The sequence below is a fragment of the Arthrobacter sp. PAMC 25486 genome (assembly GCF_000785535.1).
GTDB lineage: Bacteria > Actinomycetota > Actinomycetes > Actinomycetales > Micrococcaceae > Specibacter.
The window spans coordinates 3,937,700-3,951,248 of record NZ_CP007595.1 but is presented as its reverse complement, the minus strand read 5'-3'; the positions used below and the strand labels follow the sequence as shown (position 1 = coordinate 3,951,248).

12 protein-coding genes are annotated in these 13,549 nt (G+C 64.8%); 3 read left to right on the top strand and 9 right to left on the bottom strand.

Annotated features, from left to right (window positions below; translation table 11 throughout):
- Positions 1-2 precede the first annotated feature (2 nt).
- The 3 genes from art_RS17865 to art_RS17855 all read right to left on the bottom strand — a co-directional run bounded on the left by art_RS17865 (position 3) and on the right by art_RS17855 (position 1,125).
- A complete protein-coding gene (locus tag art_RS17865; protein WP_038467058.1) occupies positions 3-368 on the bottom strand; it encodes a DUF1048 domain-containing protein in 366 nt (121 codons plus the stop codon).
- The gene (locus art_RS17860) at positions 368-700 is read right to left on the bottom strand and encodes a PadR family transcriptional regulator (protein WP_038467055.1); all 333 of its coding nucleotides are present in this window, start codon (positions 698-700) and stop codon (positions 368-370) included. Before art_RS17860 ends, art_RS17865 begins: the two co-directional genes overlap by 1 nt.
- Before the next feature lie 155 nt (positions 701-855).
- The gene (locus art_RS17855; protein WP_038467052.1) at positions 856-1,125 is read right to left on the bottom strand and encodes a helix-turn-helix domain-containing protein; all 270 of its coding nucleotides are present in this window, start codon (positions 1,123-1,125) and stop codon (positions 856-858) included.
- 70 nt (positions 1,126-1,195) lie between these two features.
- On the opposite strand from art_RS17855, the gene map reads away from it, so the two are divergent.
- Both map and art_RS22400 read left to right on the top strand, forming a co-directional pair.
- Positions 1,196-1,966, top strand: coding sequence for a type I methionyl aminopeptidase (gene map / locus art_RS17850; protein WP_038467049.1), 771 nt, complete (start codon positions 1,196-1,198; stop codon positions 1,964-1,966).
- A 52-nt stretch (positions 1,967-2,018) separates the two neighbouring features.
- A complete protein-coding gene (locus art_RS22400; protein ID WP_157875342.1) occupies positions 2,019-2,183 on the top strand; it encodes a hypothetical protein in 165 nt (54 codons plus the stop codon).
- A 3-nt stretch (positions 2,184-2,186) separates the two neighbouring features.
- Here art_RS22400 and art_RS17845 read toward each other — a convergent pair whose 3' ends face one another.
- The 6 genes from art_RS17845 to speB all read right to left on the bottom strand — a co-directional run bounded on the left by art_RS17845 (position 2,187) and on the right by speB (position 11,002).
- Entirely contained in the window at positions 2,187-2,552 is a 366-nt protein-coding gene (locus tag art_RS17845) for a hypothetical protein (protein WP_038467046.1), read from the bottom strand.
- Between the two features lie 9 nt (positions 2,553-2,561).
- Positions 2,562-3,182 (bottom strand): hypothetical protein, encoded by a 621-nt coding sequence (locus tag art_RS17840; RefSeq protein WP_038467043.1) that lies wholly within the window; start codon positions 3,180-3,182, stop codon positions 2,562-2,564.
- 124 nt (positions 3,183-3,306) lie between these two features.
- Positions 3,307-6,186, bottom strand: a complete 2,880-nt coding sequence (locus art_RS17835; RefSeq protein WP_038467041.1) for a lipopolysaccharide assembly protein LapB — start codon at positions 6,184-6,186, stop codon at positions 3,307-3,309.
- Positions 6,187-6,276: 90 nt separating this feature from the next.
- The gene (locus art_RS17830; protein WP_038467038.1) at positions 6,277-8,124 is read right to left on the bottom strand and encodes an HSP90 family protein; all 1,848 of its coding nucleotides are present in this window, start codon (positions 8,122-8,124) and stop codon (positions 6,277-6,279) included.
- Positions 8,125-8,249: 125 nt separating this feature from the next.
- Positions 8,250-9,923, bottom strand: a complete 1,674-nt coding sequence (locus art_RS17825; protein WP_038467035.1) for a thiamine pyrophosphate-binding protein — start codon at positions 9,921-9,923, stop codon at positions 8,250-8,252.
- A complete protein-coding gene (speB, locus tag art_RS17820) occupies positions 9,920-11,002 on the bottom strand; it encodes an agmatinase (protein ID WP_038467032.1) in 1,083 nt (360 codons plus the stop codon). The genes art_RS17825 and speB overlap by 4 nt, the downstream gene beginning before the upstream one ends.
- Positions 11,003-11,490: 488 nt before the next feature.
- Here speB and art_RS17815 point away from each other — a divergent pair, with 488 nt between their 5' ends.
- Positions 11,491-13,470: an APC family permease gene (locus art_RS17815; RefSeq protein WP_038467030.1), complete on the top strand. Its 1,980-nt coding sequence runs from the start codon at positions 11,491-11,493 to the stop codon at positions 13,468-13,470.
- The last annotated feature ends 79 nt before the right edge of the window (positions 13,471-13,549 follow it).

Sequence of the window (13,549 nt, the reverse complement as noted above, 5' to 3'; positions counted from 1 at the left end):
CCTTACATTTCCGCGTCCGCGATGCCGTCGATGGCACGGATCAGGCGCTGGCGTTCCTTGTTGATCCACTGACCCTCGGAGTAGTTCGCCAAGAAGGTCTCGACGAACTCGACGGGGTCGGCGCCGACGATGTCGCGGACAGGGGTGCCGTCCGCAGCGGCCTGCTCGAAAAGGTCACCGAGGTCGTCGAGCATGGTGACCATGACGTCGCCCTTGGTGATGGAGCCGAAGTACATCAGGTACCGCTCAATCGCCTCGACGGCCGTGCGGTACTGAGTGGGCAGTGCCTTCACGCGCGCCTTGTGCTCACGATATTGCTTCTTTTCCTCGAGCGATCCAGTGACCGTCTCGATCCATTTTGCAGCCATTATTTCTTGTCTCCTTCGCGGAGCGTCTCGAGCCGTTCGGCCATGAAGCCCCATGTTTTCCAAAATTCGTCTAGCTCTGCCCGGCCCTGCGTGTTGAGTGAATAGACCTTGCGCGGCGGACCTTTTTCCGAGGGCCGCTTGACGACGTCGACCAGCCCGTTGCGCTCGATTCTCACCAAAAGCGCATACACGGTGCCTTCGGCGATGTCGTCAAAGCCTTTGGCGCGCAATTGCGCTGTAATCTCATAGCCATAGGCGGGCTGGGCCGCCAGAATCGCCAGGACTATGCCCTCGAGGGTGCCCTTGAGCATCTCTGTCATTTGCTTCCCCATGGGACACCTCCTTCATCTACCTAGTAGTGCTTACTACCAGTACATAGTAGCGTTAAGTAGTGGGGGTGCAACAGGGGTGGGTGAAGTTTATTTGGGAATTTTTTCGGAGGCCCGAGCGCCGCGGTGCGAGAAGGTCAGGGCGAATGCTGGACGGATCAGGATGCCAGCGCGGATTCGGGGGGAGCGTCGCCGAAGGGCCGCCGGAAGCTGTCCATGGAAAGGCCAAGTTCGGCGCAGATGCGAAGAATCGTAAAGAACTCCGGCGACGGGCTGCGGCCAGTTTCAATCTTCCGCAGCGTCTCCACCGAAACGCCGGCGCACAGGGCCACATCAACCATGGTTCGTGCACCCCTTGCCACGCGGAGGGCAGCGCCCAGCTCCTGCCCGCGCTTGATTTCTTCCGCCGTGAGCGGCACCCGTACCATGCTCTCCAGTCTACCTCCGGTATAGTTATACCGGTAATGTTTTACCGACTGGCGGAAAGGCCGGATCCCCATGATCGAATTGCACTCCATGGAAGTACTCGAGGAAATGAAGGCGGCTGGCAGTTTTGTCTCCGCAACGCTCACAGCGCTGAAGGAACATGCCGCCGTCGGCGTGGACTTGCTGGAATTGAACGCCTTGGCCCACGATCTCATCCGCGAACGCGGCGCCACCTCGTGCTACCTCGACTACGCGCCTTCGTTTGGCTCCGGGCCGTTCGGGCATGTCCTGTGCACCTCGGTCAATGATGCGGTGCTGCACGGACTGCCCCACCCGTACCAGCTGCGTGACGGGGACCTGTTGACTCTCGATTTTGCCGCCAGCGTGGATGGTTGGGTGGCTGATTCGGCCATTAGCTTCGTGGTGGGAACGCCCAGTCCGGAGGATCTGGAGCTGATCGAGCTCACAGAGCGCGCCCTTGAGAAAGCAATCTCTGTAGCGGTGGTGGGCAACAAGATCGGCGACATCTCCTATGCCATTGGCAGCGTCGCCCGTGAAGCCGGCCTCAAGGTCAACAAACAATTTGGCGGCCACGGCGTGGGCCGGACCATGCACGGGGAGCCGTTCGTTGCCAACGATGGGCGGCCCGGTCGCGGTTTTCCCCTGCAGCCGGGGCTGGTCATCGCCATCGAGCCGTGGTTCATGCGGGGCACCGACAAGCTCAAGGTGGCCGACGACGGATGGACCCTGCACAGCGCCAACGGCAGCCGCACCGCCCATTCGGAACACACCATCGCGATTACCGAGGATGGGCCGCTGGTCCTGACACAGCGCGGAATCTAGGCGTTACCCAACCGTGCTGGACGGAGGCGGCCCAGTGGCCTTGACTGGGCACATGGCCACCTTCATTTTGCCCGCATCCTGCGTTGCGGGAACCGTCGAATGCAACGACACCTCGGGCTTTTCCATCGGCTGGCCCGACCTCCTGCTGTCCCTTGCCATCGCCGGCATCCTCGTTGCCTGCGTCGTGCTGTTGGTGAGGAGCCATCGGCGGCGCTGAGGATCAGTTGAGGAACGGCGCCAACCACAGCGCATAGCCGAGAACCACAACGCCGCTGGCAATGGCGACCGTCCACAGCGGCCGCAGACCGTGTCGCCTGGCCACGGGCCAGGCGCCCAATCCGGCACCGGCCAGCACCACCAGGAACGAAATAATGCCGATCATGGTGGCCCAGGATTCTTCGCCGTCATTGGACGTCGGCTCCCCCACCCAGAGCCCCAACTTGCTGCCCAGCGCCTGCAGGCCAAGTGCCAGGAACACCGCAGGCAACAGCAGCAGGATGGCCGCGGCGGCATAAATCAGGACGAGAAAGACAATCCCCAGGAGTCGCTTCCCCGGACGCGGCGGGGCACTGGTGCCAGCAACCATGTGAGGGCGTCAGGCCGCGGCGACCAGGACCGGTACAGCTTGCCCATCCCACGTGACGGCCAGGGTAGTTTCATGGTGAAAAGTCCCTGTGGTGTCCAGCTCGCGCAGCACGGCAAAGTTCACGTCTCCGGCGGGAATGCTGGTGACTCCCGCGGTGGTGCTCGGGAGGCCAAAGCGCAACTCCGGCAGACCGGCGTCGGGCGTCCCGGTGCTGAACAGCACGGCCGTGTGGGGCAGCGCCTCAAACGTCCCGGCAACGTCCTTGTGCTCAACCGCCTGCGGCTTGCCGGTCAGCAGCGCTGCGGCCAGCTCGGCCTGGTAGACGGGATCGGCCGTGGCGTCGTACACCCAGCGGCTGCCCAAAACAGAGTGCTCCATGGTGCCCACCAGGAACGCCTCGGCGCCGGCCAGCGGGGCGCCGCGATAGGTCAGCGGCACCTGATAGACCTTGTCACCGGCGCCCACGATGTGCGTCTCAATGCCCACCTCACCGGCCAGGTCATCAAAGCGGAAGGAACCCAACCGCACGAGCTCCCCGGCGTCGCCGTAGAACCATTCCTGCCCCGGCAGCCACTGGGCAACGAGTTCCATTTTCGAGGGCCGCAGCTCGGCCGCATACACAATTCCCATGCGGCCAGTCTAGACGGACGTGACGGCCGGGTGGGCGTATTGAAAATGCACGTGCGCCGGAAGGTGAGGGAAGCCCTCCCAGAAACACTCCAAAAGGTGAGGGAGCCGTCTGACTGGGGCGGGACTACTGCCTGCGCTGCGCCTCGGCCTCGGTGCGGACGGCCACAGCCTCGGCACTTCGCCCGGCTGCCTCGAGGCAGTCCGCCAGCTGGTGCCGCACGATCTCCTGGCCCTGCGAATCCCCCTCGAGTGCTTCAATGACGCTGCGGTAAATGGCCGCGGCATCGTCATGGCGCTTGGCGTTGTCCAGCATGTGGGCCGCCTGCAAGAGGGCCAGCATTGACTGGTTGTGTACGTCGTCGATCTCGTCCAGCGCACTGGAAGCCTGCAACGTCTGGGCCACGGCACCGTCCACCTCGCCGTCGCGGAACAGGTGGCGGGCACGGATCAGCTGGATTTCCGCGGCTTGCGCCGGCGAATCCGCCTGCACAGCGAGGGTATTGGCGGCCTCAATTGCGGCAAGGGCGCCGTCGTCGCCGTCCAGGCTCAACGCTTCGGCGAGCTGCATGTGGGCTGCCACCAATGACTGGGGCTCGATGCCTGAGTCTCCTGCAGCCATTGCTGCGGCCAGCCCGTCCACGGCTGCACGGGCACCCTCCGCAGCCCGGTCAGGGTAGCCGGCTTCCCGGTAGGTGGAGCTGATGGCCAGGTGCAGCTGAGCTGCCCGGTCCGCCTCCTCGTTGGCCTCAAAGCACTCAATTCCCAGTGCCCACGCGTTCAGGGCGCCGCCCAGTTCCTCTGCTCCCCGCAGGGCGCTGCCGAGCAGGTCATACAGCTCGCCACGGTCGTGGCTGCCAATCTCGACGCCGGAATTGTTCAGGGTCTCATCGAGGAGCTCGATGGCCTCATCGTTGGCGCCGTGCTCCACCAGATCCCTGGCCAGCATATGGGCCAAGCCCAGTACGTACGGTGACTCGGCCAGCTGGGCTTGCTGTATGCCAAAACGCAGCCGGGCCCGGTATTCCTGTATCCGCCCCATGTTGTGCAGGATGGCGGCCGAGAGCTGAACGGACTGGGCCACGGTCTCGCGGGCACCTAGTCCCAGCAGCAGGTCCGTGGAGTCCTCCGCGTCGGTCAGGGCCCGGGCAAGATCCCCATCCTGTGCCACCAACCGTGCTCGCAGCCCGAGACTGGTCGACTTCCGGACCACGGATGTTTCATGTGCCAGGTTCCTGGCCAGCCAGACCCTGATTTCTTCAAGGTCATCGGCCTGGATGCCCAGTCGCAGCATGAGCGAGGAATGCTCCGCCTTGGCCCGGCGGAGGGTTGTTTCTGTGGGTGTGGCGGCGGCAGCGGACCACTCCGTGATGGCCTGGTCCATCTCCGCCAGGGCTGCACGGGCCTGCTCAAGCTGTCCGCTCTCGGTCATGATGTGGCCACGTTCCGCGTTGAGGATGTAGCGTGCTTCCGGGTGGTGGGCCAGTGCCGGCAACTCCGTCTCAACCAAGGCCAGTTTTGCTTCATTGCTGTCGTTGGTGTCCGGGCCGGCCAGCAGTTCTGCAGTCCGCTCCGTGAGGCCCGCCAGTTCTTCGTCCCCTGCCGCGCGCAGGGCGGCTGCCCGCAGCACTACTGCTGCACGCAGGAGCGTGCGGCTATTCTCACCGGGAACGTGGGCGTGAACGCCGATGGCAACGTTGTGCAATGCGGCAAGCTCACGGGGATCTTGTGTGCCGCGCACCCCGCTGGCGCAGGCGGCCAGGGCGGCGTCGAATTGGCCCGTTGTTGCCAAATCGATGGCCAGGGTCTGCCATTCGTCGCTGCTGGCCGGCTGCTCAATGGCGGGTGCGGCCGGGCTGTTGAATGTCTCGGAGCCGAGCTCGAGCGGGTGGCTTTCGGTCACCATGGCGCGGCGCTCGGCAATCTGCCGGCCATGGAACTCATTGCCGTTACGGGTATCAAAGTCCGCTGCCAGGACTTCCGCGGCCGACCAGCACAGTGGCGCCAGCTCTGCGGCAGAGAGGACACCGCTGCGTTGCCCAAAGAAGGGGTCGAGCTGGGTGTTCTCCGTGCCACGGATGACAATATCGCCGTGGCCGGAGGAAACCAGCTTCTCCAGCAACAGGCCCAGGGCGGTGAGGAAGTTGAGGTGCTTGCGGTGCGACAAGGGATCGTGGGCCAGCCAGGCAAGGTGCCGCTCCGCCAGGGCCACGCCCCGCGCCTCATTGCCGGTCACGGCGCAGAAGGCCACATGGTTGGCAATGATGCCCACGTTGTCGGCATTCCCCCGCGCCTCGCGGTAGCTGCGCCGGTGCAGCGAGGCCAGTCCGCCGGTGTCGCCGGATCGCAGCAGCGGGATGAGCGCCACCGACATGGCATTTTCCGGTTCCTCACCACAGCTATAGCCGCCATCCATGATCTCCTTGAACTCGGCGATCCCCTTGACGTGCTCGCCTGTGCTGAAGTGGTAGTCCATGGCCACCGAGCGGACACAGGCGTCGCAATGGGAGTACTCATCACGCGCTGTGGAACCCAGCGTGGCATATGCTTCATGGGCTTCGTGCAGGTGGCCGTTGCTAAAGGCCGCTTCAAACCTCGCCATGGCAACCCCTGAGAGTCCCAGGTTGGCCCGCCTGTAGTGCGCCTCCATGTCGGCCATCACCGCATTGATCTGCTCCGTGGAAAACTGCGGGTCTGCGCCAAGCACCCCCACCATCCACTTGAACTGCCACATGAGATCGATGCCTTCATCGGGCTCGATGGGGAACCGGCCCGGATCCTCGTCATGCTTGGCCAGGCACCAGGCAAAGTTTGTCAGCAACCTGTCGGTGTCCCCCGTCATTTGGGCGTTGTTGCCCATGAGCAGGCGCACCCGGTATTCCCCTGACTCGTCGCCCTGGTCAAGTGCCAGGGCCAGGGCCCGCTCCAGCATGACGGCAAGCTCAGTCCCCCACATGGCGTCTGCGGCCTTGCCGATGAGGTTTTCAAGTTCTTCGGTGGTCTTCATTTCTGTTCCCTCTTACATGGACAAGCGTCGCCGCACGCGAATTGGCCGTGCGGCGGCACCGCCGTCCGCGGGCGGCGCATGGATGGTGGGCTAGCTGCTCATGCTCAGCTGGACCAGGTCATTGAGCGATTCTGTGAGCAGGCTGCGCTGGGCGGCCCCGAGCGGCTGGTGGGCGCCGAGCATGGCCTGCACGTACAGCAGCTTGATGGTCCGGTTGAAGACTGCACCGTCGCTGCTTTTGGCCAGTGTGCGGATCAGCGGGTTGTCCCAATTAGCACAGAGGGTGGCCTGGGCCAGCTGGTGGTTGTGCTCCGTGGCTGCTTCCAAGGATTTTTCGGCCTTGGCCAGCACCCCGCTCCACAGGGAATTGGCCACTCTGCGGGCAGCACTGCGATGCATCCCGCGCAGCACAGCTTCGTCTGCCAGGTACAGGGCGGAAACCTCCACCGGCGCAAAGTTGCGCACGTTCACCTGGACGTCGAAGGGCTTCAGGACTGCGCTGGCGCGCTGCTCAAATTCCAGCACGGCTGCACGTTCCGCCAGTGCCGGGACAGCGAGGGAATTCAGCAGCGCTGCCAGCGCCACCTTCTCCACACTCGTGCCGTCGAAGAGGAAAGGCAGGCGGCGGATGATCTCCGTGTCGTAGACATAGCCGCCGTTGACCACGGGGTCTTCGGCCGGAACCATGGCGGCGATCTGGCGGAATTCCTCCATCGACTCGGTGTACCTGATGTGTTTTTGGCGGGAGACCAGTTCTTCGATGGTCATGCGTCCGGCGGTGGTTTCCACGCTCAGCCAGCGGGTCAGGAACGAGGCCAGTTCGTCGTCGTGCGCCACCAGCGATTTCAGGCCCAGGTGGTGGATGGAGACAAATTCGGCCAGTTTGTTCGGGTTGGCGGCTCCCATGCGGATGATCCAGGCCCGCAGCGCGGCCCCCAGTTCGGTCCGGGTCATCTCCAACGATTCGTCGGCCACGAGGGATTCGCGCGATGCCGTCGGTTTCAGGCCCGTGGAATCCACTACGGCCCGCACAAAGAAGGCCCATTCCGGCAACAGGTCCTGGCTGTGCTCATCGACGAGCATGCCGCCGAGGTAGACGGCGTGCGCGGCCCGGGCAGACGGCGGCGGGGTGAACGGCAGGATGTAGGCGGTGCCGCGGGTTCCGGTGGAGGGGCCGCTGAGCTCAATGGCGTCCAATGGCCGGGCGCCGATCAGCTCGGTGCCCAGCTCCAGCAGTTCGCTGCGCCGCTCCGCCCTTTCCTCCCCGGCCAGGATGAATAGCGACGGGCGGTTGATGGTGTCGAAGCCTCCGGTGCCATCGGCAACCAGGATCGGCACCGGCAGGTAGCGGGCATAGCGCGTGGCCAGTTCGGTGACCGTTTTGCGGGTGCACAGCTCCGCGTCATCGGCGCGGGGGCGCAGCTTCACACTGGTTCCCACGGGAAGGTCGACGCCGTCCAGCACGCTCACACTGAACGTCCCGGATGCGGAACCGACCCATCTGACGGCGCTCTCGCCCGCCTTGCGGGAGACCACCTCGATTTCATCGGCCACCATGAAGCAGGACAGCAGGCCGATGCCGAACTGGCCCAGCAGGTCCTGGCGCGGCAGCTCAAAAAGATCCCGCTTGGAACTGCGTCCCACGGTGGCCAGCAGCTGCGCCACCTCGTCGACGTTCAGGCCGATGCCGTCGTCGTCCACCCGGAATTCGGGGTTGTCCGGGCTGGACGGGAAGATGCGGATTTCCCGCCGGCCGGACGACTCCGCGCCTTCGGCTCCTTCTGCCAGCCGGCGGGCAACAATGGCATCGCGGCCGTTTTGGATCAGTTCGCGCAGGTATACCTGCGGTCCCGAATAAATGTGCCGGCTCAGAAGGTCAACGACGCCATGCAGGTCAACTTGGAACGGACGGGTCTGCGACCCAACAGCGGAACTCATGGAATTCATCCTATCGGCACCGGCTGAGCGCCGGTCCCAGGAATTGAAACAGCAGCTGATGCGATGATTTGGGCAAATTCATCGCATCAGCTGCGGTTTCGAACCGGGCGTCAGGGACGTCCGCGTTAGATGTCCAGGTGGGTGGGTCCAAACATCTTCAACAGCACGTCAACCACGACGACGTTGGGCCCGTCGGCGGCGAAGCCCGCCTTGAGTGCGTCCCCGACATCCTCGGGCGCCACCCGCTGGGCAGGAACACCGAAGGCCTCCGCGAGCTTCACAAAGTCAGGCCGGGCGAGCTCGGTGTGGGTGGCCTTGCCGAAGGTGTCGATCATGTATTCGCGCAGGATGCCGTAGCCACCGTCGTCAACGATGAGCCAGGTGACGGGCGCATTGTGCTGCCTGGCCGTGGCCAGTTCCGCAATGGAGTACATGGAGGATCCGTCGCCGGCCACGGCCAGCACGCGGGAGGGCTTGCCTTGGCTCTGCAGGCCAAGGGCCCCGCCCAATGCGGCCGGGAAGCCGTAGCCGAGGCCGCCGGCACCCTGTGCCGAGTGGAACTCGCCGTCCCGTGAGTCCCAGCAGCTCCAGCCCCAGTAGGCGGAGATGGTCATGTCCCAGAACGTCTGCATATCTGCTGGTACAGCCTCGCGGATGTCGGCCATGAACTTGCGTTCAAGGGCCAGGTCCTGCCCGTCGAGCCGGGCCTGCACCTTCGCAAGGGTTTCGGCCACGACGGCCTGCGGCGTGGCTCCATGCCAGTCCGCGTCGGCGCTGAGCGAGGCGTCCAGCGCTTCATCGAGTGCCGTCAGTGCCTGTCCGGCGTCGGCGCGGATGCCCAGGGCCGGGCGGTTGGACTCCAGTACGCGCGGTTCGGCGTCGATCTGGATGATGCGCCCGCGCGGCTCCATGGTGAAGTAGTTGCTGGACACCTCCCCCAGGGACGAGCCGACGACGACCAGCACGTCCGCGTCTTCCAAGACCTCGGTGACGTAGCGGTCCTCCATCCACGACTGCAGCGACAGTTCGTGGTTCCAGGGGAACGCACCGTTGCCGCCGGGTGTGCAGACGACCGGGGCGTTGAGCTTTTCGGCGATGGAGAGCAGCTGCTTCTCGGCGCTGCCGCGGCGGGCACCGCCGCCGGCAACGATGGCGGGGCGTTTTGCGGCGGTCAACCATTTCACCGCTTCCCGCACAAGTTCGACGCGCGGCGGGTTGTCGAACGGTTCGGCCAGCGCATCTTCGACGGCCGGGACAAAGATGGGATCGAGCAGCACGTTTTGCGGCACCTCGACCCACACCGGGCCCTGCGGGGAGGACACGGCTTCCGTCCACGCATCCTGGATGGCGGAGGGAATGCCGGAGGCGTGCTGGATAAGCCGCTGGCTCTTCGTCACGTTCGCAGCCGAAGCCTTCTGGTCATCGAGCTGGTGCAGCATGCCCTTGCGCCGGGCACCCAAACCTTCCAGCGGGATCTGGCTGGCCACAACAATCATGGGAACGCCGGTAGCGTAGGCTTCCTGTAGCCCGGCCAGGGCCGTCAATGCGCCGGGTCCGGTGGACAGGAACAGCACACCCACCTCGCCCGTGGCGCGGGAGTAGCCGTCGGCGGCGAAGGCGGAGTTGTTTTCCACACGGGAGGAGACAAAATGCAGCGGCGAGCGGCTGAGCGCATCAAAGAGGCCCAGCGCGTGCTGGCCGGGGATGCCAAAAACCGTCTTGGCACCCAGTGCGGTCAGGGTCTCGACGACGAGGTCGCCACCGTTGCGCTGAACCTGGGTCTCGACCGGGGCCGTCACTTGATGCCGCCTTCGGTGGTGGCGGCAGGCGCGAACCCGGCCGTCCGGCGTCGTGCTTCTGCATCGAGTGCCTGTGCGGCGTAACCGTTGGGTGCACCAAAGCGGTCGCCTGCAACATGGTTGTCGGCCATCAGTGTGACGAGTTCAAAGCCCACGTGGCTGGCGGCGATCCCGGTGATTTCGGCGTGGTCGTAGGCGGGTGCCACCTCCACGATGTCGGCGCCGACCAGGTTCATGCCGCGGAAGCCGCGGATGATCTCGATGAGCTCGCGGCTGCTGATGCCGCCGGCCTCGGGGGTGCCGGTGCCGGGGGCGTGCGCGGGGTCCAGCACGTCGATGTCGACGGAGATGTAGAGGGGGCGTTTGCCGATCCGGTCGCGGATCTTGGCGACGGTTTCCAGCACGCCCTGGTAGTAGACGTCCGCGGAGGTGACGATGCCGAAGCCGAAGCGGTGGTCGTCGTCGAGGTCCTTCTTGCCGTAGAGCGGGCCCCGGGTGCCCACGTGGGAGATGGCCTCCGTGTCCAGGATGCCTTCCTCGACGGCGCGGCGGAAGGGGGTGCCGTGCGTATATTCGGCGCCAAAGTAGGTGTCCCAGGTGTCCAGGTGCGCGTCGAAGTGCAACATGGCGATGGGCTCGCCGGCACGCTCGGCGGCCGCACGCAGCAGCGGCAGGGAGATGGTGTGGTCGCCACCGATGGTCAGCAGCTTGGAGCCGCCGGCGGTCAGGTCTAGCGCGTTTTGCTGGATGGTTTCAATGGCTTCGTTGATGTTGAAGGGGTTCACGGCCATGTCGCCGGCGTCGGCCACCTGGCAGTTTTCAAACGGGGAAACATCCCAGGCCGGGTTGTACGGGCGCAGCAGGCGGGACGCTTCACGGACGTGGTTGGCGCCGAAGCGGGCACCCGGGCGGTAGGAAACGCCACTGTCAAAGGGGACGCCGACGACGGCGACATCGGCCTTCGCGACCTGGTCCAGTCGCGGGAGGCGCGCGTACGTCGCGGCGCCCGCGTAGCGCGGGATCCGGGAGGAATCGATCGGGCCAAGGTTTCCGTTGGCCTCGATGCGGAGCTCTTTCATGGATGTCCTCGTTTCTTGTGGCGGTTTCTCAGGCGGGTGGCGCACAGTAGACGTGCGTCACACCTAAGCAGTTGCTCACTATCGTACAACTGATGTTCACTAATGGGAACCAAAAGTTTCATGAGGGATACTTTCCGTCGACTGTGGTTCACTCAGGACGGCGGCACTTGATAAGAGGGTGCGGCGCAAGCGCTTTCGCGGGGTAATAGTTGCCATTCGCCGCCATTGCGGACAATTTCGCCGGCTCCGGGGGTAGTTGTTGCAATCCGACCCCGGTACACCGCGGGCGAATGGCAACAACTACCCCCGGGCTGGCAATCTGGGCCACCTCCCAGCCAAGCAGCCGACTGCCTTCGCAATCCGGACCACAGTCCCTGCAATCCGGAAGATTCGGCGTTAAGATTTCGTCAAGACAGGGTCCTTTCAGCCCAAGCCGGTGCTAGTCTCCATAAGCCGCCGGAGAACGGCGCCGAAACGGAAGGCCGCCTGTGACATCCCTCGCCAAAGCCCCTGACGACCCCGGCGCTCCTGTGAAGCTGCGGGGCAAGGCGGCCCTGCGCCAGTGGCTGCTCGAGGGCATGCCGGAAAGTTCCGGCAAGCGGCAGGGCCCCCACGGCCGGCCCGAGGCGGGACACAAGCGCCATTCGTGGTGGCGTGTCATGTGCCTGACGGGCCTGGACTATTTCTCAACCCTTGGCTACCAGCCGGCCATCGCCGCGCTGGCCGCCGGTGTGCTGGCTCCCCTGGCCACGATCGTGCTCGTGCTCGTGACCTTACTTGGCGCACTGCCCGTCTACAAGCGAGTGGCGCGGGAGAGCCCGCACGGTGCAGGATCCATCGCCATGCTCGAACGCCTCCTGCCGCGTTGGTGGGGGAAACTCTTCGTGCTTGCGCTGCTGGGTTTTGCCGCCACCGACTTCATGATCACCATCACACTCTCCAGCGCTGACGCCACGGCCCATGTGATTGAAAATCCCTTCGCCCCCAATTTCCTGCAAGGGCACAACATCGCCATCACACTCGTGCTGATTGCCGGGCTGGCCGCCGTCTTCCTGCGCGGCTTCAAGGAGGCCATCGGCATTGCCGTGGTGTTGGTGGCCGTGTTCCTGACCCTGAACCTGGTTGTCATCAGCGTAGCCCTGGTCAACGTGGCCCAAAGCCCGCTGCTCACCAATGACTGGTGGACGGCGCTGACAACCCAGCACGGCAACCCTGTCATGGTGGTCGCGATCGCCCTTCTGGTCTTCCCGCGCCTGGCGCTCGGCCTGTCCGGTTTTGAAACCGGCGTCGCCGTCATGCCCCAGATCAAGGGCCGGTCCACCGACACGGAGGAGAATCCCGAGGGCCGCATCAAGGGCGCCCACAGACTGCTGACGACAGCGGCGCTCATCATGAGCAGCTTCCTCATCACCTCCTCCATCGCCACCACCATCCTGATACCGGCCGCGGAATTCCAGCCCGGCGGCGCCGCCAACGGCCGTGCCCTGGCGTTCCTGGCCCACGACCTCCTCGGCGAAGGCTTCGGCACCGTCTACGACATCAGCACCATCGCCATCCTGTGGTTTGCCGGCGCCAGCGCCATGGCCGGCCTGCTCAACCTCGTGCCGCGCTACCTGCCGCGCTTCGGCATGGCACCGCAGTGGGCTGGTGCGGTTCGCCCGCTGGTACTCGTGTTCACCGCCGTCGCCGTTCTCATCACCATCATTTTCAAGGCCGACGTCGATGCCCAGGGAGGTGCCTACGCCACCGGCGTGCTGGTGCTCATCACCTCGGCGGCCATTGCCGTGACACTCTCGGCCAGGCGGAAGGGCGAGCGGGCAAAGACGGTTGGTTTCGGCGCGGTGTCGCTGGCGTTCATTTACACGACCGTGGCGAATTCCATTGAACGGCCCGACGGGCTCAAGATTGCCCTGCTGTTCATCCTGGGCATTGTGATCGTCAGCCTGCTCTCCCGGCTGCGGCGCTCCTTTGAGCTGCGGGCCACCTGGATCCGCATGGATGAGGCCGCCATGAATTTTGTGGCCGCCCTGGACGAGGGCGCCATCCGGATCATCTCCCACGATCCCAAGACCCGCAGCGCGGCCGCTTACCGGCGCAAGTTGGCCCATGCTGCGCTCGTCAATGAGATTGGCAACCCCCGCGACGTACTGTTCATGGAGGTCATCGTGGATGACTCATCGGACTTTGAAACGGCATTGGAGGTCAAGGGCATCACCCGCCACGGCTTCAAAATTCTCCAGGTGCATTCCTCCAACGTGCCCAACACGATTGCCGCCGTCCTGCTGCACATCCGGGACGCCACAGGGCTGATTCCGCACATTTACTTCCGTTGGACCGAGGGCAACCCCATCACGAACCTGCTGAAGTACCTGTTCATCGGCGAGGGCGAAATAGCGCCGGTGACCCGCGAGGTGCTCCGTGAGGCGGAACCCGAGCTCACCCAGCGGCCCTGGGTGCACGTGGGCTGAGGGCAATGGGTCCACGCGCCCGAGGGTTCCCTGGCCGAGGCACGAGGTTAGGGAGGGCGATGGGCCCACGCGCCCGAGG

Bases quoted from the DNA above. Each gene is read 5' to 3' on its own strand.
- art_RS17865 (WP_038467058.1), bottom strand. From the start codon at position 368: ATGGCTGCAAAATGGATCGAGACGGTCACTGGATCGCTCGAGGAAAAG.
- art_RS17860 (WP_038467055.1), bottom strand. From the start codon at position 700: ATGGGGAAGCAAATGACAGAGATGCTCAAGGGCACCCTCGAGGGCATA.
- art_RS17855 (WP_038467052.1), bottom strand. From the start codon at position 1,125: ATGGTACGGGTGCCGCTCACGGCGGAAGAAATCAAGCGCGGGCAGGAG.
- map (WP_038467049.1), top strand. From the start codon at position 1,196: ATGATCGAATTGCACTCCATGGAAGTACTCGAGGAAATGAAGGCGGCT.
- art_RS22400 (WP_157875342.1), top strand. From the start codon at position 2,019: ATGGCCACCTTCATTTTGCCCGCATCCTGCGTTGCGGGAACCGTCGAA.
- art_RS17845 (WP_038467046.1), bottom strand. From the start codon at position 2,552: ATGGTTGCTGGCACCAGTGCCCCGCCGCGTCCGGGGAAGCGACTCCTG.
- art_RS17840 (WP_038467043.1), bottom strand. From the start codon at position 3,182: ATGGGAATTGTGTATGCGGCCGAGCTGCGGCCCTCGAAAATGGAACTC.
- art_RS17835 (WP_038467041.1), bottom strand. From the start codon at position 6,186: ATGAAGACCACCGAAGAACTTGAAAACCTCATCGGCAAGGCCGCAGAC.
- art_RS17830 (WP_038467038.1), bottom strand. From the start codon at position 8,124: ATGAGTTCCGCTGTTGGGTCGCAGACCCGTCCGTTCCAAGTTGACCTG.
- speB (WP_038467032.1), bottom strand. From the start codon at position 11,002: ATGAAAGAGCTCCGCATCGAGGCCAACGGAAACCTTGGCCCGATCGAT.